This window comes from Aidingimonas halophila, from assembly GCF_900106955.1.
GTDB classification, from domain to species: Bacteria; Pseudomonadota; Gammaproteobacteria; order Pseudomonadales; family Halomonadaceae; genus Aidingimonas; species Aidingimonas halophila.
Map to the genome: position 1 here is coordinate 52,489 of NZ_FNNI01000006.1, position 26,181 is coordinate 78,669.

Sequence of the window (26,181 nt, forward strand, 5' to 3'; positions counted from 1 at the left end):
CGGTCTCGCCAACGGCAGAGCTCGCGCCCTGCATCGCGGTTAAAACCGCTCCCACGAACACCACAACCACTGCATTCCGCTGGCACGCGTTGTGTAGGAGCGACTTTAGTCGCGATCAGCGGTGTCATCTAGAGCGGCTCGAGCGCGATGATCTCCTGGCGCAGCGTTTGCTTCTCGGCCTCCAGCGCGGCAGAGCCAGCGAGCGAGCTTCACCAATGCCGGATTGTGGCCGATGATCAGCACCCGCTCAGCCTCGGCCGGGCGCGCACGCAGCCAATCACGCAACGCCTGTTTATCAAAGGTATAGAGGGCATCCTGGAAAGAGGCAGGCTCGGTCAGGGGCTCGGGCAGTTGAGCGGCCAGCCCCTCCAGCGTCTCACGTGTGCGCTGCGCACTGCTGACGTGGATCTCGCCCGCCAAGGCGTTCCACCGCTGCAGGGCCCGAGCCATCGCCGCCGCCTGCCGGTGACCGCGCCCGCTCAGCGGTCGCTGATGATCGGTCATGTCGGCATGGCCGCGCTTGGCCTTGGCGTGGCGCATCAAGTACAGTTCCGGCATCTTGACCTCCTCTCTGTCAGTCTAGTCGTCCAGAGAGCAACGTCAGTCGCGATTCCAGACGATTTCTACCGCATGGGACAGGACGAAATTGCCGACATGTTCGGGGGCTGAGATGAACTTGTAGTACTCGCGTGCTGCTGTGGGCACACCTCGGCTGTCAGTCACTTAGCCGATACCCACAAGGCCCCGTTTGATCGAATCCTGGTCGCTCAAGCCGAGTCCGAAGGCTTTCTGCTGCCGACGCCGAATGAATGGATCGCTCGTTCCCCAGGTCCGATTCGGCAGGGTTGAGAGCAGCATGCGCGGTTGACATAAGTAAAAATACTACGCATATTGTCAACTCTACAACGTAAAGAAAGGTGGAAAGTCATGCTGCATGATCGCCTACATCGTGCACGTGTCCTCAAGAATATGACCTTGCAGCAGTTAGCCGATCTGCTGGGGGACATTACCAAGCAGGCTCTGTCGAAATATGAGCAGGGCAAGGACGCGCCCAATTCGACTCGCTTGATTCAACTGGCGGATGTGCTTGGTGTTAACCCTGAGTATTTTTTTCGTTCAGATTCAGTAGAGCTGGGAAAAGTCGACTTCCGTAAGCACTCCGCCTTCGGCAAACGCCAGCAAGAGGCTGTCAAGGAGCAAGTGCGTGAGCATCTTGAACGCTATTTAGCGGCAGAGGGCCTGTTCCAGACCGACCAACCATCCGGTGAATTTGCCCAATGGCATCAGCGCTTTCCCGTAGCCAATGCCGATGAGGTTGAACATGTGGCCAATAAACTTCGCGAAGATTGGCAGCTAGGGCTTAACCCCATCGCCAACCTGACGGAAATTCTGGAAGAAAACGGTATCAAGGTCGTGAGCCTTCAAGCCCACGAGAAATTCGATGGGCTGTGTGCCCTCGTCAATGATGGTACTGATGCCGTCATCGTCAGCAATACCGAGCGGCCTGGTGAACGCCAGCGTTTTAACCTCGCCCATGAGCTGGGGCATCTGGTCATGTCACTGCCAGAGGAAATTCGTGGCACTCGGAATGAAGAAAACTGGTGCCACCGCTTTGCTGGGGCGTTTCTCTTCCCTGCCAGCCAAGTACGCATCACCTTTGGTGAGCACCGTAAACGGGTGCTGTTCCAGGAGTTTCTATTGGCCAAGGAGGAGTGGGGAATTTCGATTCAAGCCACTTTGCGCCGGTTATATGACCTGGATATCGTTCATTCGAGCTTCTATCAGAACACCTCTCGTATATGGTCGATGCAAGGGTATAGAAAAAATGAACCGGGTCGACAAGCCCCTGAAAAATCCTATCGCCTCAAGCAATTAGTTTACAGGGCGCTGGCTGAAGGCCTGGTGACTCCTTCAAGAGCAGCGGAGTTGCTCAATATCAGCCTCGGTGAGATCGAGGGGATTATGGCAAACGGACAGGCAGGTGACAGTCAGCATGCCAGCGAAAATTCTTGTCTCTGATACCAATATCTGGATTGATCTACATCGCAGCGGCCTGCTTGAAACCGTTTTTTCCTTACCTCATCAGTTCATAACCACCGATTTTGTGTGGCGAGAGCTGAAAATGCCACCTGGTCAAAAGCTGACGGGCTTAGGACTAGTGGTTGAAGCCTTCAACAACGAAGAAGTGGCAACACTTTTTACGCTACGCCAAACACTGGGTAACTCATCACTCGCTGATGTCTCCTGCTACTTTCTTGCAAAAGAAAGAGGCTGGACACTGCTGACCAATGACGGCGCGCTTAGAAAATCTGGGCAGCAATGTAATTTGGATGTTCGCGGTGTACTCTGGATATTAGATGAGTTGGAAAACCACGTCATTCTCCCTCCAAGCCAGCTCGCCGACGCTTTGGTAACGATGCTAAAAGCGGGTGCCAGACTACCGAAAAACGAATGCGACCAACGGCTGGATCGCTGGCGATAAGACTACGTGGTGAAGATGAAACGTCACAAGAACACACGACTCCCCCCCTATCCTCAGAGCCATTTCATACGTCGACTTTCATGCAACGTAATCGAGCTTGACCCATGAACTGGCGTGCACTGCATTACTTCGACACCGTGGCGCATAGTGCATCATTGCGCGAGGCGGCAGCGCGGCTGCATATCGCCCCGACGGCGATCAGCCGTCAGATCGACCTGCTGGAACATCAGCTCGGGGCGCCGCTGATCGAGCGTCGTCGATCGGGGATCGCGCTCACTGCGGCCGGCGAGTTGCTGGCCGTGCAGGCGCGCCGCACCTTGCGTGATCTCGAACGCGTTCAGGAGCAGATCAGTGATCTCAAGGGGCTGCGTACCGGCAAGGTCCGCCTGAGGATCGCCGAAGGCGTGGTCGCCGGACTACTGGTGCCGACGCTGGGAGAACTCAACCAACGCCATCCCCAGCTGCAATTCGATATTCAGATTGCCAGTGCCGGTGAGGTCGTCGAAGCGCTGCGCAGTGGAGACGCCGACATTGGCCTGACGTTCTTCATGCCCTCTCACGATGACATCCAGGCGCTGGCCTCCAGCCGTCTGGAACATCATGTGGTGATGTCACCGAGACATCCACTTGCCGGCATGGCCGAGCTGCAGCTGGCCCAACTGGCCGAGTATCCACTGGCGCTACCCGATGAGCACTATGGTGTTCGTCAAGCACTGGACGAGGCGGCCCGCTATCATGGCACCACGTTGAATCTCGTCTTTCACACGGCGTCGCTGGAAACGCAGAAAGCACTGGCGATGGACGGCGCCGGCCTGTTGATACTGCCGCCCATGGCGGTTGCCCGAGAGTGTCGTGAGGGTCAGCTGGTCAGTGTCCCCCTGAGGCAAGGCGAACTGGCGCATACGCGTCTGGATCTATGTGTGCATCGTCATCGTCAGCGCAGCTTCGCCACCGAGGCCTGCCTGGGGTTGCTGGCCACCTCGCTGCAATCGCTGGACGAGGCTTGAGAGGTGCACACAAAACGTGGACACCCTGGCATCATGATTGTAATGGCGGTAGACACAGCCTGTCGCCACACTGTGGTGAACGACAACAACAGCCAGAGCGAATCATGTCAGAACTGCACCATATGACGGCCACCGAGTTGCTGGCCGCATATCGCCGGAAAACCCTGTCACCACTCGATCATGCCGACGAACTGATTCGACATGTCGAGCAATGGGAAGGAAGCCTGAACGCGTTGTATGTGTACGATCCAGACACCTTTCGTCAGGCGGCGCGTGAGTCGAGTGAACGTTGGGCGAGAGGTGAGCCGCAGGGCTCGCTGGATGGGGTGCCGGTGACCCTGAAGGAACTGATCGCGACACGAGGCGTGCCAGTCCCCCATGGCACGGGGCTGGGCGAGCAATCACCGGCAACGGACGATGCCCCACCGGCAGCGCGGGTATTCGAGGACAACGCCCTGTTACTGGCCAAGACGACCTGTCCGGATTTCGGCATGCTCTCGTCCGGGCGCTCGTCTTTCCATGGCACGACCCGCAACCCTTGGCGCCTCGACTGCAATCCCGGCGGCTCGAGCTCCGGCGCCGGCGCGGCCGCGGCGGCCGGTTACGGCCCGCTGCACGTAGGCACCGATATCGGCGGCTCGGTGCGACTGCCGGCCGCCTGGTGCGGCGTGGTGGGTTTCAAGCCGACTCAGGGCCGTATCCCGATCGACCCGTATTATCTCGGGCGATGCGCAGGCCCCATGACCCGCAGCGTGGACGACACCGCCTTGCTGATGACCAGCCTGGCGCGCACGGATCGTCGCGATGCGACCCGCCTGCCGCCGGAGCGGATCGACTGGACCGATCTGGATATCGACCTCAGGGGACAGCGCATCGGCGTCATGCTCGAGGCCGGTTGCGGATTGCCGCTGGACGACGAGATCGGCCAGGCCGTCCAGCATGCCGCAGCCACCCTCGAAGCGGCCGGCGCCACCCTGGTGCCGCTGGCCCCGGTGCTGACGCGCCAGATGCTCGATGGGCTGGACAGCTTCTGGCGCGTGCGCCAGTGGAATGCGCTTCAGGCACTGACACCGGCAGAGCGCGAACGGGTGCTACCGGCGATTCTCGCCTGGGCCGACAATGGTGGCCGGATCAGCGGGTCCGAGGCAGTGCATGGTTTCGAACAGACGCTGGCCATGCGCCGCGCCACGGAAGGCCTATTCGATGATATCGATGCCGTCGTCTCCCCCACCACGCCCAATGTCGCCTTTTCCGCGGACTGGGTCTCGCCGACCGACGATCCTCGGCAGCCCTTCGAACATATCGCCTACACCGTGCCGTGGAACATGGGCGAGCAGCCGGCGTTAACGCTCAATGCCGGTTTCTCGCGCGACGGCATGCCGCTGGGAGTGCAACTGATCGGCCCCCGTTTCGACGACCACCTGGTGCTCAAATTGGGCAAGGCGCTGGAGACGCGACTGGCGCTCGAGCCGCGCTGGCCGTCACCGCCTTCAGCCCGCTGAGCGGCTGGTTCCTTGTCTCGTCATCGTGGGAGAATGTTCTTATGTCTCGTCTTGTCGTCCTGCCCACCAGCCGCGCCGGCTGGTGGCTATTGATCGCCTTTCTCGCCGTAGTGGCCGCCGGTATCTGGCCGGTCATCAGTTGGGTGAATCATGCCATCCTGATCCTTGGCTTGCCGCTACTGGTGGTGTGGAGCTACGTGGTCATCTTCGCCTGTTTCGGCGTCATGCTGATCGCCAACCGTGTTCTCGAGCGCAAGGAGGACCGGCATGACTAGCCCCTGGCCGCTGCTCATCACCCTGGCCTATGTCGCCATCGCCATGGTCATCGGCCTGCGCGCCCGGGGCGGGCGGCGCATGAACAGTCTCGAAGAGTGGGGCGTGGCCGGTCGCAGCATGGGGCCGGTGACACTCTATCTATTGATTGCCGCCGGCAGTGTCAGTGCCTATACCTTCATGGGGGCGCCGGGTTGGGCCTACTCGAAGGGCGTGCCGGTTTTCTACGTGGCGGTCTATCTCGCCTACCTGGCGCTGGTGGCCTGGTACGTCGGCCCCAAGGTATGGCAGTTCGGCGAACGCTTCGGCCATGTGACCCAGGCCAGCGCCATCGCCGACCGTTATCAGAGCCCGTTGCTCGGTGCGTTTTCCGCCCTGGTCATGTCGATCGGCTCGATCGCCTATGCCGTGTTGCAGACCATCGGCTCCGCCTACATCCTCAACGTGATGAGCGGCGGCGCGATTCCGGTGTGGCTGGCCGTGCCGCTGGTGCTTGCCTGCATTGCCGTCTACCTGTTCGTCAGTGGCCAGCGTGCCATTGGCCGCACCAACGCCTTTCAGGGGGTACTGATGCTGGTGGTGGCCTGGGCCGTGGGGCTATGGGCACTGCACAGCGCCACCGGGGGGCTGGATGTCGGTGCGCTGTTCACGCGCTTCCAGGCAGAGCACGGTGAGTTCCTGACACTGCCGGGAGCCGGTGGCGACATGAGCTTCAGCTTCTGGACGACATCGGTCATTGTCTCGATGTTCTCGTTCATGCCGCCGGTGTGGACGCAATGGATGAGCGCCTCCTCGGCACGCACGATTCGTCGCAGTGCCACCTGGCTGCCGACCTACTATGTGGTGATCCTGCCCATGGTGGTGGTGGGCTTCATCGGCGTATTTTCGTTGCCGGATCTGGCGCGCGCCGACACGGTGGTTCTGGAGTACGCCATGCAGCACCTGCCGGTGTTTCTGGTAGGGCTCCTGGGGGCCGGCACCTTGGCGGCGTCGATGTCATCGAGTGAGCCGTTCATCCACTCGGTGGCCCTCTCCTGGAGCCGGGATGTATTGCAGCCGCTGCTCAAGCTTTCGGATACCACCACCGGGCGGCTGGCACGCTGGATGATCGTGCCACTGATGGCGCTGGTGATCGCCCCGCTGGCTATCGCCGAGCCCGGCAGCCTGGTGATGATCCTGCTGGTGGGATTGGGGTTCGCCACGCAAGTGATGCCGGCCTTCATCGGCATGTTCCTGTGGCCGCGCGCCTCGCGGCTCGGCGTACTGGCGGGCATCGTTGCCGGCTTCCTGGTGACCGTGGCCTTTACCACGCTGTGGAAGCACCCGCTGGGTATCCACGCCGGCTTCTGGGGGCTGATGCTCAACCTGCCGGTATTCGTCATCGTCTCGTTGGTGACCGCGCCGACCTCGGACGAGGTCGTGGAACGCTTCTTCCGTATCGCCGCGCCCAACGGGCTTACACGTCTGGGAGGCGGCAACGCGCCCCAGCCAGACGTTGCCTGAAGCGGCAACGAAGGACAGTCAAGGCAAGGCCGAACATTCCTTGCCACACCAGGTTTTCGTGAGGTTCCGGCAGCACTGAGGGTCATTCAGCGTAGGTCAAGTTGGTCTCCCAGCTCTCGCTACTGACTTCAATGGCGGCTTTCACACCCTCTGCGTCGTCTGCCATGAAAGCGGCATAAATCGCCCTATGGTCTTTCAGAGCAACCTCCGGCAATGTCTGCATTGACGTTTCCAGGGCCGCTTCGATCAGTTGAATCAGGGTCTCCCCCACTCGAATCGTCATCGGGTTATGGGTGGCCCGCAGAATAGCGCGATGGAAGGCAACATCGTGTTGAGCGGTCTGTTCCCCGTTAGCGATCGCCGATGCCATGGCATCGATGGTCTGCTGGATACGAACGTGGTCTTCCGGCCACGCATTCTCCATGGCCTGTAGGGTGTAGGCGGGCTCGAACATCTTGCGAAACTCAAGCACATCCCGCGTCATGCCCCGGGCCAGGATCATGCCAAACGCCATTGGATCCACCATAGGCTCACCAGGCTCCCGGCAGATCATGGTGCCCTGCCCCCGTTTTACTTCCACGATGCCGATAGCTTGGAGCATCTTGATAGCCTCGCGAACGCTCGACTTGCCGATCCCCAGACTATGGGTCAACTCGGTTTCCGATGGCAGATAGTCGCCTGGCTGTAGCTCGCCGCAAATCAGTGCGCTTTTGATACGTTCCAGTAGTTGCAGGGCGACGGAGCTACGATCAATCGAACTGCCGAAGCTTTCCATGGAGGTGGTCGGCAGTGTGGGCTGGCGTTTCAGGCTCATTCTGGCGTCTCTTGATGGCATGGGTTGGTGCATCGATAAAGTCATGGGCTGCCAATGAGTTAAGCATAAATCAACCAGCTTCGTGATGCCCGATGGTTGGACGTCCTGTCATTTCTTGCTTGCAGACGACTCAGCATTGAGTCTAACATGACACGAGACAACAGACATCTGATGTCTGAACACTGAAACGGCATGACTCGCCATCGCAGCTCCATGTCCGACACGGTACGCATAATGACAAGAACCAGAGTCGTAGTAATTACCACTGGCGGCACCATCGCCAGTCGCCTGGATGCCTCCGGTCGAAATCGCTCGGGGGCACTGCAAGGCGAAGACCTGATGGGACAGGTCTCGCTGCCCGTGGACACGGATATCGATGTCGAGGTCCGTTCCTTGCTACAGAAGCCCAGCAACGCCATCGGCCTCGTTGACCTGCTGCGCCTGCGCCAGGAGTGTCAGACCCTGGCCGAGACTCCCGATGTCGTGGGCATCGTGATTACCCATGGTACCGATACGCTCGAGGAGACGGCCTATTTCCTCGACATCACGCTGCCGGCTTCACCCACCGTCGTGCTAACCGGCTCGCAGCGTGCCCCCCACGATCCCGGGACGGATGCCTTTCGCAACATCGCCGACGCCATCCTGGTCGCCGCCAGCGATCAGACTCACGGCCTCGGGACGCTGGTAGTGTTCAACCAGTCGATTTTCTCTGCCAGACAAGTACGCAAGGTCAGCAGCTTCCAGGTGAACGGCTTTGCCGCACCGGAGACGGGGCCGATGGGCTATATCGACGGGGCAAGGGTGAATGTCTCGATGCGCCCCGCTCGTCCCGACGGACTGGAACTCCCCGCCGACGCCGCGCTGCCTCGGGTCGACATCCTGCCCGCCTACCTGGACGCCTCGCCGGCCCTGCTCGAAGCCGCCGTCGAGACGGGGGCCGCCGGCCTGGTGATCGACGGCCTGGGGCGCGGCCATGTCCCTCCGGGCTGGCTGGAGATCGTCCCGCGCATTACTGCATGGGGCATACCAGTGGTGATCGTCAGTAGTTGCCCCACCGGGCCGGTCCATGCGAGCTACGAATTCGTGGGCAGTCTGGCGAGCCTCGAAGCGGCCGGCGTGATCGCCGTACCCGACCTGAGCGCCCGCAAGGCGCGCCTTGTCCTGTCGGCCCTCCTCGCCTCGTCCAGGAATGATGAGATCGCCGCGCAACTGAGAACCCTGACGGCCTGAGCATGGCCGGCAACATGCTCCGCCTGGCTATTTCAGGCTGAAAGGGCCCGCACCGAATGCGGGTGACTCCAGCACATACCGGAGTCGAACATCACTGAACAAAGCACACCAACAACCCAACAAGGTGCTAATGATGAAAAGCAAACTGAACAAGCTGTCACTGGTAGCGGCGATTGCCGCCGCGTCTTTCGGCATGAGCCAGGCACAGGCTGCCGAGTACACCTTCAGCTTCGCCCACGTCCTGATCGAGGATACCCCCAACGGACAGGCAGCACTTCGCTTCAAGGAGGAAGTGGAAGAGAAATCCGACGGACGTATCGAAATCGATGTCTTGCCCGCGGCTCAGGTCGGTGGCGACGTAGAAATCATCGAGCAGATCCAGATGGGCCTGGTCGATATCGGCATCCCGCCGACGGCCACCCTCGGCAACTTCGAGCCGCGCATGCAGATCCTGGACCTGCCCTTTTTGATCGATGACTACGACACCATGGTCAAGGTCCTCGACGGCGAGGTGGGTCGCGAGATTCTGGATACCCTGAATGACGACAACATGTATGGGGTCAACTTCTGGGGTGCCGGTTTCCGCCACATGACCAACAACATTCGACCGATCCAGGGCCCCGAGGATCTCGAGGCGATCCGCATGCGCACCATGCAAGCGCCGATCATCATCTCCACCTACGAGAATCTCGATGCCAACGCCACGGCCATGGCGTTCACGGAAGTCTATAACGGCTTACAGCAGGGCGTGGTGGAAGGCCAGGAAAACCCACTGGCCAATATCTACACCATGCGCTTCCATGAGGTGCAGGACTATCTGTCGCTGACCAACCACGCTTATCACGCCTATGCCGCCGTGATCAATCAGGACTCCTGGGACTCCCTGCCGGAAGACCTTCAGGACGTCATGCTGGAAGCCTTCGACAACGGTCGCGATACCTCTCGCGAACTGACCCTGGAAGACGAGGACAGAATCCTCGCCGATATCGAGGGCGAGATCGAGATCAACGAGATCACCTCCGAGGCACGCGAGGCGTTCATCGAAGCCAGCCTACCGGTGCATGAAGAGTACGAGGAGATCGTGACCACCGATCTGCTGCACAAGGTCTACGACGAGGTCGGCATCGAATACTGAGGGTTGATACACCATGTTCAAGGCGCTCAATACCATCATTGATCACCTGGAGAGTGTGGCAATGGTCGCGTTCATGTCGATCGCGACCATTATCACTGCTTTCCAGGTCGTCTATCGATACGGCTTCAACAGCTCGCTTTTCTGGGCCGAAGAAGTCGTCATCTACTCCATCATCTGCATGAGCTTCGTCGGTGCCAGCATGGGAGTCCGCTATGGCTCTCATATCTCGGTCGACGTATTGAACGCGATCGTGCCGCCCGCGATCAATCGCTGGCTGCATATCATCGCCGCCGTACTGGGCATTGCCTTCGCCGGTTTTCTGGTGGTCTATGGCTTCTTCCTTTTCTTCAACACCCTGGAAAGGGGGCAATTGACCGCTGCACTTCGCTTGCCGATGGCCTGGTTCTACCTGCCGATCGGCCTCTCCGGCATTCTTCTGATCCTGAGATACATCCGGGTCATCCACCTGGCATGGATCGAACCCCCGGCGAGTCATGCCGAAGAGTTGGCTACCGAGGCGGACAAGCTCGCATGACCCGTTTCGAACAATAACTGGAGATCCCCATGATAACGGCACTATTGCCCGTCTTCTTTGCTGTATTGCTGCTGGGTCTGCCGATCTTTGCCGCTCTGGCGTTCTCGGTCTTTATTGCCATCGAGTTCTTCAGCACCACCAGCCCCGTCATCGTGCCGATGCGCATGTTCACCGGTATGAACAACTTCTCGCTGATGGCCATTCCCTTCTTCATCCTGGCCGCGGAACTGATGCGCATCGGCGGATTGTCGGACCGGTTGATCAACCTGGCCAAGGCGCTGGTCGGATGGGTACCGGGCGGACTGGCTGCGGCCACGGTACTCTCTTGTCTGTTCTTCGGTTCGATCTCGGGATCGAGCCCAGCCACCGTGGTAGCCATCGGCTCGATCATGTTCCCGGCTCTGGTGGCGGCTGGCTACAGCAAACACTTCGCCATCGGGGTGATCGCGACCGCCGGCACGCTGGGGCCGATCGTTCCGCCCAGCATCGCCCTGATCATCTACGGGTCGGTGACAGGCACGTCCGTCGGGCGGCTGTTTGCGGCCGGCTTGATACCTGCCATCCTGATAGCCTCGCTGCTGATCGCTTACTGCATCGTCTACGCCTCCTTCAAAGGCTATGAACGCGCCCCCTTTCCGACGCTTGCCGAGATCGGTGCGGCGTTCAAACAGGCGGCCTGGGGATTGGGGCTTCCCTTCATCCTGTTGGGTGGCATCTATAGCGGCGTCTTCACGCCAACGGAATCCGCGGCCGTCGCCTGCATGTACGGACTATTCGTCGGTACTGCCGTCTATCGCACGATCAAGCTACCCGAGTTGATTGGTACACTGCGCAGCTCGGGGCTCACCTCGGCCACCCTGCTACTCATCACCGCGGGCGCCTCGGCTTTCTCCTGGCTGCTTTCTATCACCGGCACACCTACCCAACTGGCCAGCCAGGTACTGGCGCTCACCGATGATCCCATACAGATCATGGCTTTATTCAACGTGGTGATGATTGTCGCCGGTTTCTTCCTCGATAGCGCCTCGGCCATCATCGTCCTCTCCCCTCTGCTGCAGCCAATCGCCGCACAGGTCGGCGTCGACCCCGTCCACTTCGGCGTCATTACCTTGGTCAACTTCTCGGTGGGCATGATCACGCCCCCGGTAGGGCTCAATCTGTTCGTGGCCATGGCCATCTCCAAGATGTCGCTCCAGGAGGTATTCAAGGCCTGTCTGCCACTGATCGGCTTAATGCTGCTGGCCCTGATAATCATCACCTACGTGCCATGGATCAGCACCTGGCTACCATCACTGATTTACTGAGGAGAGGGAGCCATGCCCAAGCGAACCACGCTCGGCGAGCACCTCGACGGCGAACGCTTCTGGTCCGATCTCATGGATCAGGCCCGCATCGGCGCACTGGCGGGCGGCGGCCTGCGCCGCCTGACGCTGGGCGAGGCGGACAACCGAGCCCGGCTGTGGCTGATGGAGAAAGGCGAGGCACTTGATTGCTCCGCTCACTACGATGCCCTCGGCAACGTCTTCCTGCGCCGGGAGGGACAGAATCCCTCGCTGCCCCCGCTACTGATCGGTAGCCACCTCGACAGCCAGCCTAGTGCCGGGGTCTATGACGGTGCCCTGGGGGTCGTGGCCGGACTCGCCGTACTGCGTACCCTGTCGGAGCAGCAGGTTGCCCACCAGCGACCGGTCGAGGTGGTCTCCTGGACCAATGAAGAGGGTGCACGCTTCGCGCCCGGCGCCTCCGGCTCATCATGGTTTGCCGGCAGGCGCGACGCCGAGACGATTCTTGCCGCGCAGGACGATGACGGCATCGCCTTCAAGGAAGCGCTGACCGAATGTCTTGCGCTGCTGGACGCCCACGGCGCCCACTTCCGGTCCACGTCGGTCGTGCCCCACACCTTCCTGGAACTGCATATCGAACAGGGCCCCGTGCTTGAGGCTCAAGGGGCACCGGCCTGTGTCGTCACCGGCATCCAGGGCGTCTACTGGTATGAAGTGGAGGTCAACGGCCAAGCCAATCACGCCGGGACTACGCCCGAGGCATCACGACACGATGCCTTCATGGGCGCCCATGCCCTGATCGGCGCCCTGAAGGCAGCCGTGGCGGCCCATGACGACCAGGTCCGCTTCACCATCGGCAAGTTTGCGCTGGCGCCCAACTCGGTGAACACCATTGCTCAACAGGCCCGTTTCACCATCGACCTTCGCCACCCCGACCCGGCGGTGCTGGACGCCCTGGATGGCGCCTTCCGACAGTTGGCGAAACGAGAGTGGTCCAGCTGCACGGTGCATCTGGAAGCGACCTCACGGGTGGCTCCTGTGGCCTTCGACGAGCACCTGATCGATGCCCTCGACGAGGCCGTCAAGGCCTACTGTCCACAGGCGCCGAAGCTGGTGTCCGGGGCCTTCCATGACGCCATCCATCTGGCTCACCTCTGCCCCACGGCAATGCTCTTCACTGCCTGCCGTGCGGGCATCAGCCACCACCCCGATGAACATATCGAGCGCGGGGATGCCGACGTCGCAGTGCGCGCCCTGGCACATGCCGCCGGTCAACTGCTCACGACCAGGAAGGATTGACATGCCCCGAACCATCGAAGCCGAATCGATCCTCGCGATTCGCGACTGACCACAAGGAACCACGCCATGACCGATTCGCCCCTCAAACGACCGCTCCGCGAGCAATACGCCGGGCTACGCAACGGTACGCTCAGTGCCACCGCGCTGGCCGAGGTCTCCCTGGCGGCTCATCGCTCCCGCGGCCAGCATGACCATGCCTATCTGACCTGGAACGGCGAGGCCGCACTGGCCCTTGCCCGGACCATCGATGCCGTGATCCGACAGGGCGGGGATGCCGGAGCTCTGATGGGCATTCCCGTGTCCATCAAGGACATCTATGCGGTACCGGGGCTGCCGACCTATGCCGGCTCGTCGCAGCGGCTCCCGCAACAGTGGGAAGAACCCGGCCCCATGGTCGCCGCCCTGCTCGCCCAGTTGCCTAGCGTCATGGGCAAGACCCACACGGTGGAGTTTGCCTTTGGTGGGCTCGGAACCAATGCCCACTGGGGCGCGCCCCGCAATCCCTGGGACCGTCAGGCCCACCGCACGCCTGGCGGCTCCAGCGCCGGCGCCGGGGTGTCACTGGTCGGCGGGACCGCTAGCCTTGCCCTCGGCACCGACACCGCCGGCTCGGTGCGCATTCCCGCGTCCATGACCGGGGTCGCGGGGCTCAAGACCACCGCCGGCCGCTGGCCGACGAACCGGATCGTGCCACTTTCCACCACCCTGGACACACCGGGCCTGCTGGCCCATCGGGTGGACGACCTGGCCTTCGCCTTCGATGCCCTCGATCGCCCCCTGACGGGCCGCACTGATCGCGTTCCGGCACCGCCGCCGCTGGCCGATCTCACCTTCGGTGTGCCCGGCGCCTTCTTCTGGGACGACTGCAGCCCCGGAATTGCCGAAGTCGTCGAAGCAGCCATCCGCCGGCTCAAGGATGCCGGGGCACGAGTGGTCACCCTGGACCTGCCCCATACCGACGAAGCCTACACGATGTTCCAGCAAGGGGGACTGGCTGCGGCCGAGCTGGCGGCCTTCCTCAAGACCGAGCTGCCAGAGATGATCGAGGTCCTGGATCCCAATGTCGCCGCTCGGGTCAAGGCCGCCGACGACATGCCGGCCTGGGAGTACGTCCGCCGATGCACCGTCATCGATAGGCTATATGCTGCAGCCAAGTCGCGGCTGGCCGATGTAGACGCCATGCTCACCCCCACCGTGGCGATCACGCCACCGACCCTCGAAAGCCTGCTGCCCGAGGGCGCTTACGCCAGGGCCAACATGCATGCGCTGCGTAACACCGTGATCGCCAACTTCATGGGCCTGTGCGGATTGACCCTGCCGGTGGGCAAGGACAGTGCCGGCATGCCGGTCGGATTGCAAGTGCTGGCCGGCCCCTGGCAGGACGCCCGGCTTCTGGCCATCGGCCAGGCTATCGAGGAGCAGTTGGGCACCGGCATCAGCCTGTTGGGGGAGCCGCCGGCTCCCTGATCCCCCGCCCGACGAGGCAGCGATCATCCCCCCGAACGCAGCAGGTCAGTCTGGAGTCGAACGCTCATGACCGATTGGAACCACATGACCCTGGCAGGTTTTCAGCGCGCTCTGAACAATGAGGAGCTTGCACCGCTCGACTGGTGGCGGGCCTGTCGGAAACGTATCGATGCCCTGGACCCCACCCTCCAGGCCTGGGAGTACCTAGCCCCCGAGCCCGCCATCACTGCGCGTAATGACGAGCCCCCTGGCCCGCCCCTGTTCGGGGTGCCGGTGGGCATCAAGGACATCATCGACACGGTTCGGCTGCCCACCAGCTGGGGCACTCGAGGCTATCACCGCGTCGATGGCACCGATATGGATGCGGCCATCGTCACCCTGCTCACACGCCTCGGCGCGCTACCCATGGGCAAGACGGTGTCGACCGAGTACGCGTATTTCCAGCCCAGCAAAACACGTAATCCTCACGACCCGACGCGTACCCCGGGCGGCTCCTCGAGCGGCTCGGCGGCGGCCGTCGCCGCCGGTATGGTGCCCGTGGCTCTGGGCACCCAGACCGTGGGCAGCATCATTCGTCCGGCCAGCTACTGTGGCGTGGTGGGCTTCAAGCCTACCCACGGCACGCTGAGCGTTGCTGGCCTGAAGGCGCTAGCCCCGTCGCTGGATACCCTGGGCTGGTTCACACGCCACCTGGGGGACACGCGTACTCTGTTCACCGCCCTCACCGGCAGCGAGCCGGTTGCCGCCCGGGAGCGGCTCGACGGCGTACGCGTCGGCCTCTGCCAGGTACCCAGCACGCCCACACCGTCGCCGGAGGCCGTCACCGCCCTGCAAGACGCCGCCGACAGGATGACCGCGCTGGGCGCTCAACTCAGCCCCATCGACATGGGGGCGTCATTCGACGAGCTTGTGACGCACCAGCAAGTGATCCTGGCCTATGAGGCCGCACGCGCCCTAGCCAGCGACCGACATCGCTTCGAGGCATCGATGAGCCCGGCGCTGATCGCGCTACTGGACGAAGGACAGGCCATTCCCCTGACACGTTACTGGCGGTCTCGGCAGGCCGCCGATCGAGCACGGCTCGTGCTGTCGCAATACCTGACCGATCGCTGCGACGTGCTCCTCGCCCCCAGCGCCCCGGGCGTGGCCCCTCAAAGTCTCGAAACCACCGGCGACCCGGTTTACTCACGAGTTTGGACCCTGATGGGGGCTCCCTGCGTGAACCTGCCCCTGTACTGGACGCCCCAAGGGCTGCCCGTCGGCGTGCAGTTGATCGCCGACCGCTATCAGGATCCGCGGCTATTGAGTATCGCCAGCGCGTTGATGGCTTGAATCAGGCAGTCCATGGCGCGCATTGCCAACACAGTTGCAACAAATGGCAATGCACCGTTCTTTGCTAGCTGGCCAGGGAGCAATGCCCGTCGCGATCAGCGGTGCCCGCCCAGGCATGCCTCACCGGGTTCGTATTGCATCCGCATGGAGGCGATGTGGTTGGCATTCCGACGGTGGTCTTGCAAGTGGGAGGGAAGATTGTCGAGGCGGGGGCGGCAAACTACAGTAGACTAAGCTAACCAGACTAAGTCACTGAGGTTGCCACATGGAATCCGTCAATATTCACGAAGCGAAGACCCGGCTTTCTCAGCTCCTGACCAAGGCGGCAGCCGGGGAAGGGTTTGTCATTGCCAAGGCGGGCAAGCCAATCGTACGGGTAACGGCAATCGATAGCCCGGACGCAGGCCAACGGAAAAGACTCGGCTTCATGAAAGGTCAGTTCCGGATTCCCGACGATTTCGACCGCATGAGACAGGACGAAATTGCCGACATGTTCGGGGGCTGAGATGAACTTGCTCCTGGATACTCACGTGCTGCTGTGGGCAGCGGATGAATGGGTCGCTCGTTACCCAGGTCCGATTCGGCAGATTTGACTCAGGTTTGGCAGGAGCGACCTCAGTCGCGATGGGCGCCGGGAGGCGCCCTTGTGCTTACCCTTGCCGGCCTACGGAGTAATACCGGAACCCTTTACGCTGCATGCGCTTCGGGTCGTACAGGTTGCGGCCGTCGAAGATCGTCGGTTCCTTCAACTGCTGCTGGATCAACTCGAAATCCGGGGCCTTGAACACTTGCCAGTCGGTCACGATCACCAAGGCATCCGCGCCCTTCAGGGCCGCTTCCTTGGTGCCGCATAGCGTCAGGTCGTCGCGGTTGCCGTAAAGGCGCTGGGTTTCTTCCATCGCTTCCGGGTCGTAGGCCTGCACGTTGGCACCGGCCTCCCACAACGCTTCCATCAACACCCGGCTGGGCGCTTCGCGCATGTCGTCGGTATTGGGTTTGAACGCCAGCCCCCACAGCGCGAAGGTCCTGCCTTCCAGCTCGCCTGCGTAATGACGATGAATCTTCTGGAACAGCGTGGTCTTCTGTTCGTTGTTGCGCGACTCCACCGCCTTGAGCACCCGCGCATCGAAATCGATCTCGCCCGCCGTGCGGATCAACGCCTGCACGTCCTTGGGAAAGCAGGAACCGCCATACCCCACACCGGGATAGATGAAGTGATAGCCGATGCGCGGATCGCTGCCGATGCCCTGGCGGACCATCTCGATATCCGCCCCCAGTCGCTCGGCCAGATTGGCGATCTCGTTCATGAAGCTGATCTTGGTCGCCAGCATGCAATTGGCCGCGTACTTGGTCAGCTCGGCGCTCTTCACATCCATGACGATGATCTTTTCATGGTTGCGGTTGTAGGGCGCATAGAGCTCCCGCATCACCTCTTCGGTGTGCTCGCTCTCGGTACCGATGATGATGCGATCCGGCTTCTGGCAATCCGCCACGGCGGAGCCTTCCTTCAGGAACTCCGGATTGGAGACCACATCGAACGTCAGGTCGCTGCGGCCCCGCGTGGCCAGCACCTCGGCCATGCACGCCGAGACTTTCTCCGCCGTGCCCACCGGCACGGTGGATTTATCGACCACGATGCGGTGCGACTCCATATGCTCGGCGATGGTCGCCGCGACTTTCAGCACATACTGCAGGTCCGCACTGCCGTCTTCGTCCGGCGGCGTACCCACGGCGATGAACTGCACATCGCCATGCGCCACGCCCTTCGCCGCATCAGTGGTGAAATCCAGCCGCCCGGCCGCATGCAGTTCCTTCACCATCGGCTCCAGGCCGGGCTCATAGATCGGCACGTTGCCCTGGTTCAATTGATCGACCTTATCGGCATCGACATCCACGCAGACCACGTGATGCCCGGCATCCGCCAGTACCGCCCCCTGCACCAGGCCGACATAGCCCGTTCCAAAAACCGTGATATTCATCTTGCAAAGATCCTTACGACAAAACCAGAAAGTAGCGACCGAAAACGAGGCCTCATGAATCAGTCAAGCGGTTTCATGAGGGGGATAGAGGGGCGCGGAAGACGAGCTTCTGCCGTCATCCTCAACGCATGTTCTCGCCAGAAGGGCCAAGTATTGTGTACGGCGTTATAGCGCATGAACGCTTTCATCGCTTCTTCAGACAGCTCATCGTGATAATGATACGTTGCAGCAAAACATGCTGTTATCTCTGCGAGCACATCCGCGACATCAGGCGCATCATTGCTGTCTTGACGCACGAAGCGTACGCCATAATCGATGCGAGCCCGCAACAGTCTCTCATGGCCGGCACTTTGGTCATGAGAGGTATCAGCGCCACCGACAGGTTCCAACAGATCGACGGCAATAGCCATTTTATCCTGCTGCACCATGTCGTCAGGCGTATTGTTCAGGTGTATCTCGGCATACCGCTCGATCGATGAACTATAGAGATAAATATCGAACAGTTCGAGACGTGCCGTTGCTTCGGCAATCAAGCGCTTATCCATACTGCGGTTCATCGACTGTCAATGTTTCCACCCGATACTGCAAAGACGAATAGCCGTGCTCGACATCCTCCCGATGCTGCGTTTCCCATGCATCCGTCGGCGTAGCCCAGACTGTTTTATCGCGGCGCAAACGTCCGTGCTCTCCTTCGTCTGGTAGTCGATGCCCGACAGCCGGATTCAATGCCTTGAGCTCCTCGATCAACTCCGGGTGCCGGTAACACAAACGCAAGAGACGATCCATCGAGGCACTCTGAGTCACTTCACCCCGCTCATATTTAGAAAACGCATGCCGCCCTCCGCCAAACAGCACTGCGGCCATTTCCTGGTTAAGGTGGAATGATTTGCGTAACCGAACGATTTCCTCCCCCGTCAACAAACCATCATGGTGACGCTTGGCATCGCGAACAGCCGCATCATTACGCCGGATCTGCTCTGTGGCGACAAACTCCCGGCCACATTCCTGACACTCAGAATATTCCATCGCCACCTGCAGCGTACTGCCTTTATAAGCGACCGGTTCACGCTCGATGCATTGTCGAATCTCTTGGGAGCCGCATAACTTGCAATAACTCATGACACCACCTCGCATCAATACTACGCCAAGTGGAACGAGCCCAGGTCCACAATCAGGCAGTCATCCACCAAACGAAACTTCACATACAAACGGTCGACGGCTTCGTCATCATCGCTTCCCGGGCGGGGGTAGCAACAAATGTACTCATCATCACTCGGGCCAACGTCTCGTACATGCGACTTACGAAACTCTCGCTCGCTCAGGCACAACAAGCAATCAGCTACATCGTCGAGGTCGTATCCCAGGTTCGCTGTATCACGCATGACCTTGCGGCCGCGATATTCTATACGTCGATCACGTGCAGCCGCATGCACGTCTCTCAGATCATGGATCGGCACAACCTGGCTCTACTAACCATAATGGTTATTTTCTCCTATGTCACGAGCTATGATGACAAGGCTGGGGAAACCGCTTCCTTCATGACATCGGCCAGCACACTACAGGTCTTGTCGACCTCTGCGCGGGTCAATGTCGGGTGGCACAGGAACATCAGGCTGGTCTCGCCGTGCCAACTGGCACGGTGGATTTATCGACCACGATACGGTGCGACTCCATATGCTCGGCGATGGTCGCCGCGACCTTCAGCACATACTGCAGGTCCGCACTGCCGTCTTCGTCCGGCGGCGTGCCCACGGCGATGAACTGCACATCGCCATGTGCCACGCCCTTCGCGGCATCGGTGGTGAAATCCAGCCGCCCGGCCGCATGCAGTTCCTTCACCATCGGCTCCAGGCCGGGCTCGTAGATCGGCACATTGCCCTGGTTCAATTGATCGACCTTGTCGGCATCGACATCCACGCAGACCACGTGATGTCCGGCATTCGCCAGTACCGCCCCCTGCACCAGACCGACATAGCCCGTACCGAAAACCGTGATATTCATTTACGCAACAATCCTGAAAGTTAATGCAAACGGCCTGACAGTTCAGCGTGCCGTTGGGCAATATGATTACACACCCAACCACTTCAATACATTGGGCATCGGCAGCGTCCAGATCCGTAACCGCCGCCACACATAGAACAAGGCCACCAGATTTTGTACCACCAACACGAAGGCCAGTGCCATGGCCGCTCCCATCGGACCAAAGGGGGGAATCAGCACGAAAAACAGCAACAACCCGATGGCATTACAGCTAAGGGCAATGTTACGCATCAAGGGTTCATGGCCTGTCATATTAAGCAGGAAACCGACCGACCCGGTAGCCACATTGATCAATTGCGCCACAGCAATCAGCCGCAGTAAGGGAGTTGCCGCTACAAACTCACTTCCAAATAGTCCTAATACCCAACCAGGGAACAGAAAACATACCAAAAGTGGCGGTGCGGCTACTAACGCCCCTAACAATGCGCCCTGTCGAGCCAAGCGGCCTAGAGCTTGCATATTTTGCTGATGATAAAGTCTTGCGAAGCGCGGTGGGAAAATTGCATTAATAACTATCAATATAAATGCAATAGCCATCCCTGTTTCTTGAGACGTTTTGAATAACCCCAGCTCATCACTACTCAACAGCCAGCCGGCAATCGCGATACTTAACACTCTTTGCATAAAGCCTGCCAAGCTCATCACGAAAAAAGCACGCGATGATATAGCAAACTGCTTGCGCGTTACGAGAGGTTCATATGCCGTTGTACTATGCTCCCAATTTTGTTGGCGCCACCATAACCAGATTTGACATATGCCCTGTAGTAATACAAGCCAGGATGCTAAAGCAAACCCCCACCCTATTGCTGCTACCCCAGAAGAGTGAATGAGAAAAATAAGAACCGCGGCAACTAACGAGACAGAACCATGTTCCAACAAGCAAGCTGTTGCCGGCATTCGAATTCCCTTAAAGAACCCCGACAAGACATATCCTAAGGTAAATGCCGGTGTTGCAATAGCAATGCCAGTGAGCACCACCGAAAGCCCTTCAGCATCGAAAATGCTCTCCAGATAAAAGCGAGCGAAAAAGATCACTAATGCAGCAATAAAACTCAAGAGCAGTGCTTTCTTGACCCCCCAGGACAAATACACCATCACATGGGGCGAATGGTGATCCTGACCGACAAAGCGCATGATGGCATTATTCATACCATAACGTGCCAATATGGCCGTACCAAGTATAATACTGAACGCTAATGCATAGACACCGACCCCGGACGCCCCATATAACCGACCGATGACAACAACGAGAGCCAGGCTGCCTAACGCCGCGATCCCCCGTGCAATGAACGTACGGATCAGCGCAATGGCCATCTCCCCTTTGAACCTGGCAGGTATGCGATTAGTGATCGAGGTCGGAAGAAGTTGAAGCACTATACTGCCGCTTCCTTCATGACATCGGCCAGCACACTGCATGTCTTGTCGATCTCGGCGCGGGTCAATGTCGGGTGGCACAGGAACATCAGGCTGGTCTCGCCTAGCTCGTGGGCGACTGGCAAGGGTTGCTCGGGCCGGCCCGGGTGGCCATCGAAGGCCTTTTCCCGATAGACCTCCGAGCATGAGCCGGAAAAACAGGGTACGCCGCGTGCCACGATCTCACTGATGATCCGGTCGCGGTTCCAGCCTTCCCCGAGTTCGCCCGGCTCGACGAACACATAACACTTGTAGGCCGCGTGCTCGATATTGCCCGGTACTTCCGGCACACGCAGGCCCCTGCATTCACCGGCCGCCTGCCAGATACGCCCGGCGTTGGCCTGGCGGGCCGCTTTCCACTCCGGCATGCGGGCAAGCTGTATGCGGCCGATGGCGGATTGCATCTCGGTCAGCCGCCAGTTGGTGCCGAAACTCTCGTGCAGCCAACGAAATCCCGGTGGGTGTTCACGTTCGTACACGGCATCCCAACTCTTGCCGTGGTCCTTGTAGGCCCACATGCGTTTCCACGGTGCCCGGTCGTTCGTGGTGACCATGCCGCCTTCCCCGCCGGTGGTCATGATCTTGTCCTGGCAGAACGACCAGCAGCCGACATGGCCGATGCTTCCCACACTGCGGCCACGATAAACCGCCCCGTGGGCCTGGGCGCAATCCTCTATCACATACAGGCCGTATTCTTCGGCCAGTGCCATCAGCCCATCCATTTCGCAGGGCCAGCCGGCCAGGTGCACGGCAATGATCGCCCGTGTGCGGGGAGTGATTTTCTCCGCCACCGTTTGCGGCGTAATGTTCTGCGAATCGCGATCGACATCCGCGAATACCGGCACGGCCCCCGCTGTGGCAATACAGGAGGCCGAGGCCATGAAGGTGCGCGAGGTCACGATCACCTCGTCGTGGTCGCCCTCGCCGATGCCTAGCCCTTTCAGGGCCAGATCCAGCGCATTGGTGCCATTGGCCACGGCAATGGCATGGTCGGTTTGCGCGAAGGCGGCGAATTCACGTTCGAACTCACGCCCCTCCTGCCCGGTCCAGTAACTGACCTTGTTGGAAAGCAATACGCGCTGTACCGCCTCGGCTTCTTCCTGAGTGAAGGAAGGCCAGGGCGAAAAAGGTCCATTCAGCATGACACCACCAAAGAAAAGACAATCACGAAAGAGAAACCAGAGCGCCCACGGCCACTACCCCGCCACCGTCTGCCAGATATAGCGCAGATCATCCGCCAAACGCCAATCACGAATGTATTCCAGGTTGACCTTCACCTTGTCGGGCCAGATCACCTCGCGGTTGTAGGCTTCCGGGTCATCCGCCTCGGCTAACAATTCTTCCTCGTTACGGTACTTCAACGTGGCCGGCCCCGTGATGCCCGGGCGGATGCTCAGGAGCAAACGTTCCTCCCCTTTCAGCGTATCGGCGAAGCCGGGCACATCCGGGCGTGGCCCTACGAAGCTCATATCGCCAACCAGCACATTCCAGAGTTGGGGAAGCTCATCGATCTTGGTACGGCGGAAGAAACTGCCCAGCGGCGTGATCCGGGGGTCGCCGGACTGCGTGACCGTGGTATTCAGCTCCCGGCTGGGGCGCATGGTCTTGAGCTTTACCACAGTAAACAGCTTGCCATCCTTACCCACACGCTGCTGTGTGAAGAACCCGTTGCTGCGCGTATCCACGCTTGCGGCCAACCAGGCCAGCAGGATCAACCAGCCGCTCAACAGCAACCCCACGGCAGAGAGGGTGACATCAAAGGCGCGCTTCAGAATGGCCTGGGATTGCTTCAACCCCGCCGACTCAATTGTCATATCCATAATGCTTCAATGTTTCTCCAACCAATGACTCCAGAGATGCCGTTTCATCGTCACCCAATGAGGCACGGCCCTTACCGACACTCCGGCTCGATACACCGGCTACCGCCGCTTTCACCTCATCTTCCGGTACCTGGATACCAAGAAAATCCAGCACGCGTGTCAGCTCGCGTTCCGGTGCTTGAACGAAATCTTCATAACACACGCGCACCACCCGATCATCGGCCATCTCGCCAAACGCCGCTTCGGCCTTCTCGACACACCGCTGCCATTGCAGCGCACAGACTTCATTCAAGGTGTGCTGTTCGAGAATCGCCGACATGTCGTCAAGCGCCGGCCCCCAGAAAGCCAACCGGTTTTCATGGGAGAACAGGCGATGAACGTGGCTCCACAGGTAGTTGATACCGTAATAGGGTAAATCCGTTAACGGAACGAAACGCACCTTCTCCAGCAGATAGGGAATATCCAACTTCGCTTTCCAGCGCAACTTGGCGGACCCGGTGGCATCCAGGCCATCCCGGTAGATGAAGATATACTTCGCTTCGGGAACGACACGGTCAACGAACGGAACGCGCAAGCTATTGGCACAGGTTTTCTCCACCACCGTATGCGCCCGGTAGTGCCCCGCGACCCAATCGAACCGCTTGCGAATATAGGATTGCACCTCGGGTGTAGCGAGTTCGGCCGGTATCTCATCGGACGGATAGCGCACATTGCCATGGCGCCAGATATAGTTGATCTCGTCACAAGGCCAAGTCGCTACACCCTCGAATTCACATAACACATCACGCAGCATGTTGGTGCCGGAGCGGGGGGCACCGATGATGATTGTTTTCATATAACAGCCGAATATTGAAGTCCAAGAAATTTAGTTTGCAACCATATTTATCACTTCCAAGAAACGATTCATTTGATTTTTAGTAGACAACTCTTCATTGGAACAAACTATAGCTCTATCTTTAAACTCATTAAGCTCTTTCGGATTTTTTGCATAAAAATCAATATTTTCAGCCAAAGCCTTATAATCCTGTGCTGCGACAGAAAACCCAACCTTATACTCTTTAATTATATCAGAAACTTCGCTTTCTGTATTTGCATTTGCAATAGGTAAACCAGACCCAATATAGTCAAATACCTTATTTCCAGCAATTGCTTCTAATGAAACACTAGGCTTCACTGCATAAATCGCCAAATCCATAACACTACATATCAAAGGTACATCATATTTCGGGACACTCCCTAAAAAAATACAATTACAACCCTCACGTTCAACATATGCCCGAACTTCATCTTCCCTATAACCAGACCCCAAAAAAACAAAAACAATATCTTTATTATTTTTTAATTCATTCGACGCATGAATTATTGTATCAATATCGAACACCTTACCAAGAGTGCCAGTATAAAGAACCAAAAATTTTCCTTTTAGACCTAGCTCCTCTCTGATATCTCTCGACCAATCAGTATACTCTTTATAAACATCAATTCCGTCATAACCTAAATAGGATGTAAACAGCTTACTTTCAGAGACCCCTTTGTCCTTCAACATTTTTCCCATACGCTTTGTCACAACGATATTAGCATCTGCTCTCTTAAAAATTGCAGACTCAATACGCAACAGACAAGACGACAAAAAACCACTTTTCAGAACGCCGGTAGCAATAGCAGAATCAATGTGCGTATCACGAACATCAATTATATATTTTGCACCAACTACTCGTGCGTAAAAATAACTCAGCAACACAGAAGACAATGGCATAGATGTTGCAATAACTATTTTAGGTTTATCCTCTCTAACAGCAGCCAACACTTGGAAGAAAGAACTACTGATAAAATACAAACACCTTGAAAAGAAAGATTTCCTATTATTCTTAGATGATCTAACCCATTTCACACTAACCCCATCTATCACTTCATTATGCACAGACTTCCGTTTCCCCGAAAGAGAGTCTGTATCAGGAATTATTGCGCTAACCTTATAGCCCGAGTCAGATAATTTTTTCCCAATATGCCAAGAGCGAAGCCCCCCCATATCTTGAGGCCTACGATAATGATGAAACCATAACAAAACCCTGTTGCTTACCATAAACGATCTACCCATATCGACTGCCTACATCATAATATTGTAGCCTGTTAGCTTCATAACAGAACTATGTGAATATACGACAAAAGAGATAAACAAAGAAAAGAAAAAGATAATGATTAATGATATCTTGTCAAGCCGCAATTTTTCCAGCGCTAAAATCAGTATGAGTGGCTGAAAATAAAACGAAACCCTATAACCAACATATGGCATTAAAGATAATGCAAGAAGAAAAATAGACAATGAAACCAACCAAAGATCAAGCTTTCCTCTAAACAACATCAACAAGAAAAACAAAGAGGAAAAAAGCCAAAGATAATAAACCGGATGGTCTTTCGCCATTAATCTTTCGGTTTTTTGTGCTATCCAGAACATATCACTAAACCAAGAATAAGAAAAGAAAAGAATAACTGTGCCTATTGAAAACGCTAAAATAATTTTTTTTGATCTTAAAAAAATCAATATAAAAGAAGAGAAGTGAACCCCTAGTGACAGGAAATGATATATTCTAAGCCTCGTTAATCCAAGGATTACGGGCAACAATATAGCAAAAGCCAACCCCTGCCTTAAAATGTTATTCTGAAAGAAAACAAAGCTACTGCTCGCAACAAATATAGCCACAAAGGCATAAAATTTATTATTATCAGAAAGATACCTTTGAGCTGTCGAAATGATGAAATAGTTAATGAAAAAAACTATGACAAAGTAAAATAACGAAAAAGAAAGACCAGCTCTCGCAAAAACATACATCAATACCCAAAAAACATAGTCATGATTCCAAGTATAAAATTCTCCACCACTCATCCTATGATAGGCATTTTGATATGCAGTTATATCAGTGTTTTCAATAATAGAGCTCGCCGAATAAAGCGCCCATAAACAAGAAACAAAGGCAATTCCCAGCCTCTGCCTACCAAGCTTTGAAAACCCGATCAGGAAAACAATATTAACATAATTTAAAAAGAATAGAAGCGACACAGAGGCACC

Annotated in this window: 27 protein-coding genes and 1 pseudogene; 14 read left to right on the forward strand and 14 right to left on the reverse strand. The window is 58.0% G+C overall.

The window, feature by feature from the left end; genetic code table 11:
- Positions 1 to 105: 105 nt before the first annotated feature.
- Positions 106 to 558 (reverse strand): SixA phosphatase family protein, encoded by a 453-nt coding sequence (locus BLW01_RS12165; protein WP_092570098.1) that lies wholly within the window; start codon positions 556 to 558, stop codon positions 106 to 108.
- Between the two features lie 42 nt (positions 559 to 600).
- Entirely contained in the window at positions 601 to 723 is a 123-nt protein-coding gene (locus BLW01_RS18880; RefSeq protein WP_268244670.1) for a hypothetical protein, read from the reverse strand.
- 204 nt (positions 724 to 927) lie between these two features.
- Between BLW01_RS18880 and BLW01_RS12175 the strand changes: the two genes are divergently transcribed.
- The 6 genes from BLW01_RS12175 (at position 928) to BLW01_RS12200 (ending at position 6,767) form a co-directional block, all read left to right on the forward strand.
- Entirely contained in the window at positions 928 to 2,019 is a 1,092-nt protein-coding gene (locus BLW01_RS12175) for a helix-turn-helix domain-containing protein (RefSeq protein WP_092570100.1), read from the forward strand.
- Positions 1,994 to 2,482 carry a PIN domain-containing protein gene (locus tag BLW01_RS12180; RefSeq protein WP_092570102.1) on the forward strand — a complete coding sequence of 163 codons (489 nt, stop codon included), beginning with the start codon at positions 1,994 to 1,996 and terminating at the stop codon, positions 2,480 to 2,482. The genes BLW01_RS12175 and BLW01_RS12180 overlap by 26 nt, the downstream gene beginning before the upstream one ends.
- Positions 2,483 to 2,586: 104 nt before the next feature.
- Positions 2,587 to 3,489 carry a LysR family transcriptional regulator gene (locus BLW01_RS12185; RefSeq protein ID WP_092570104.1) on the forward strand — a complete coding sequence of 301 codons (903 nt, stop codon included), beginning with the start codon at positions 2,587 to 2,589 and terminating at the stop codon, positions 3,487 to 3,489.
- A gap of 104 nt (positions 3,490 to 3,593) precedes the next feature.
- Complete coding sequence (locus tag BLW01_RS12190; RefSeq protein ID WP_092570106.1) at positions 3,594 to 4,991, forward strand: amidase; 1,398 nt, start codon at positions 3,594 to 3,596, stop codon at positions 4,989 to 4,991.
- 41 nt (positions 4,992 to 5,032) lie between these two features.
- Entirely contained in the window at positions 5,033 to 5,266 is a 234-nt protein-coding gene (locus BLW01_RS12195) for a hypothetical protein (protein ID WP_092570108.1), read from the forward strand.
- Positions 5,259 to 6,767, forward strand: coding sequence for a sodium:solute symporter family protein (locus BLW01_RS12200; RefSeq protein WP_092570110.1), 1,509 nt, complete (start codon positions 5,259 to 5,261; stop codon positions 6,765 to 6,767). The genes BLW01_RS12195 and BLW01_RS12200 overlap by 8 nt, the downstream gene beginning before the upstream one ends.
- Before the next feature lie 82 nt (positions 6,768 to 6,849).
- Here BLW01_RS12200 and BLW01_RS12205 read toward each other — a convergent pair whose 3' ends face one another.
- Positions 6,850 to 7,581, reverse strand: a complete 732-nt coding sequence (locus BLW01_RS12205) for a FadR/GntR family transcriptional regulator (protein ID WP_092570112.1) — start codon at positions 7,579 to 7,581, stop codon at positions 6,850 to 6,852.
- Positions 7,582 to 7,815: 234 nt separating this feature from the next.
- On the opposite strand from BLW01_RS12205, the gene BLW01_RS12210 reads away from it, so the two are divergent.
- The 8 genes from BLW01_RS12210 to BLW01_RS12245 all read left to right on the forward strand — a co-directional run bounded on the left by BLW01_RS12210 (position 7,816) and on the right by BLW01_RS12245 (position 16,367).
- Positions 7,816 to 8,811 (forward strand): asparaginase, encoded by a 996-nt coding sequence (locus BLW01_RS12210; protein WP_092570598.1) that lies wholly within the window; start codon positions 7,816 to 7,818, stop codon positions 8,809 to 8,811.
- A 133-nt stretch (positions 8,812 to 8,944) separates the two neighbouring features.
- The gene (locus BLW01_RS12215) at positions 8,945 to 9,946 is read left to right on the forward strand and encodes a TRAP transporter substrate-binding protein (protein ID WP_092570114.1); all 1,002 of its coding nucleotides are present in this window, start codon (positions 8,945 to 8,947) and stop codon (positions 9,944 to 9,946) included.
- A 13-nt stretch (positions 9,947 to 9,959) separates the two neighbouring features.
- Positions 9,960 to 10,481, forward strand: coding sequence for a TRAP transporter small permease (locus BLW01_RS12220; protein ID WP_092570116.1), 522 nt, complete (start codon positions 9,960 to 9,962; stop codon positions 10,479 to 10,481).
- Between the two features lie 29 nt (positions 10,482 to 10,510).
- Positions 10,511 to 11,785 carry a TRAP transporter large permease gene (locus tag BLW01_RS12225; RefSeq protein WP_092570118.1) on the forward strand — a complete coding sequence of 425 codons (1,275 nt, stop codon included), beginning with the start codon at positions 10,511 to 10,513 and terminating at the stop codon, positions 11,783 to 11,785.
- 12 nt (positions 11,786 to 11,797) lie between these two features.
- Positions 11,798 to 13,063 (forward strand): M20 family metallo-hydrolase, encoded by a 1,266-nt coding sequence (locus BLW01_RS12230; RefSeq protein ID WP_092570120.1) that lies wholly within the window; start codon positions 11,798 to 11,800, stop codon positions 13,061 to 13,063.
- Between the two features lie 66 nt (positions 13,064 to 13,129).
- Positions 13,130 to 14,530, forward strand: coding sequence for an amidase (locus BLW01_RS12235; RefSeq protein ID WP_092570122.1), 1,401 nt, complete (start codon positions 13,130 to 13,132; stop codon positions 14,528 to 14,530).
- A 66-nt stretch (positions 14,531 to 14,596) separates the two neighbouring features.
- Entirely contained in the window at positions 14,597 to 15,862 is a 1,266-nt protein-coding gene (locus BLW01_RS12240) for an amidase (protein ID WP_092570124.1), read from the forward strand.
- A 265-nt stretch (positions 15,863 to 16,127) separates the two neighbouring features.
- A complete protein-coding gene (locus BLW01_RS12245) occupies positions 16,128 to 16,367 on the forward strand; it encodes a type II toxin-antitoxin system Phd/YefM family antitoxin (protein ID WP_092570126.1) in 240 nt (79 codons plus the stop codon).
- Between the two features lie 145 nt (positions 16,368 to 16,512).
- On the opposite strand, the gene BLW01_RS12250 is transcribed toward BLW01_RS12245, so the two are convergent.
- From BLW01_RS12250 to BLW01_RS12300, 11 genes and pseudogenes are all read right to left on the reverse strand, one after another.
- Entirely contained in the window at positions 16,513 to 17,841 is a 1,329-nt protein-coding gene (locus BLW01_RS12250) for a UDP-glucose dehydrogenase family protein (RefSeq protein ID WP_092570127.1), read from the reverse strand.
- A gap of 59 nt (positions 17,842 to 17,900) precedes the next feature.
- Positions 17,901 to 18,386: a hypothetical protein gene (locus tag BLW01_RS12255; protein WP_092570129.1), complete on the reverse strand. Its 486-nt coding sequence runs from the start codon at positions 18,384 to 18,386 to the stop codon at positions 17,901 to 17,903.
- Positions 18,379 to 18,960, reverse strand: coding sequence for a type II toxin-antitoxin system MqsA family antitoxin (locus BLW01_RS12260; RefSeq protein WP_092570131.1), 582 nt, complete (start codon positions 18,958 to 18,960; stop codon positions 18,379 to 18,381). Before BLW01_RS12260 ends, BLW01_RS12255 begins: the two co-directional genes overlap by 8 nt.
- A gap of 20 nt (positions 18,961 to 18,980) precedes the next feature.
- Positions 18,981 to 19,298, reverse strand: coding sequence for a type II toxin-antitoxin system MqsR family toxin (locus tag BLW01_RS19015; RefSeq protein WP_092570132.1), 318 nt, complete (start codon positions 19,296 to 19,298; stop codon positions 18,981 to 18,983).
- Between the two features lie 163 nt (positions 19,299 to 19,461).
- Positions 19,462 to 19,842 (reverse strand): annotated as a pseudogene (locus BLW01_RS12270) (2-dehydropantoate 2-reductase N-terminal domain-containing protein); the annotation flags it as partial.
- Positions 19,843 to 19,908: 66 nt separating this feature from the next.
- Positions 19,909 to 21,195, reverse strand: a complete 1,287-nt coding sequence (locus tag BLW01_RS12275; protein WP_139243934.1) for an oligosaccharide flippase family protein — start codon at positions 21,193 to 21,195, stop codon at positions 19,909 to 19,911.
- Between the two features lie 59 nt (positions 21,196 to 21,254).
- A complete protein-coding gene (locus BLW01_RS12280) occupies positions 21,255 to 22,436 on the reverse strand; it encodes a DegT/DnrJ/EryC1/StrS family aminotransferase (RefSeq protein WP_092570136.1) in 1,182 nt (393 codons plus the stop codon).
- Positions 22,437 to 22,490: 54 nt separating this feature from the next.
- Complete coding sequence (locus tag BLW01_RS12285) at positions 22,491 to 23,114, reverse strand: sugar transferase (protein ID WP_229806507.1); 624 nt, start codon at positions 23,112 to 23,114, stop codon at positions 22,491 to 22,493.
- Entirely contained in the window at positions 23,098 to 23,949 is an 852-nt protein-coding gene (locus BLW01_RS12290) for a sulfotransferase family protein (RefSeq protein ID WP_092570138.1), read from the reverse strand. The genes BLW01_RS12285 and BLW01_RS12290 overlap by 17 nt, the downstream gene beginning before the upstream one ends.
- Positions 23,950 to 23,979: 30 nt before the next feature.
- Positions 23,980 to 25,212 carry a glycosyltransferase family 4 protein gene (locus BLW01_RS12295; protein ID WP_092570140.1) on the reverse strand — a complete coding sequence of 411 codons (1,233 nt, stop codon included), beginning with the start codon at positions 25,210 to 25,212 and terminating at the stop codon, positions 23,980 to 23,982.
- Between the two features lie 9 nt (positions 25,213 to 25,221).
- A complete protein-coding gene (locus BLW01_RS12300; protein ID WP_092570142.1) occupies positions 25,222 to 26,172 on the reverse strand; it encodes an EpsG family protein in 951 nt (316 codons plus the stop codon).
- Positions 26,173 to 26,181: the final 9 nt, after the last annotated feature.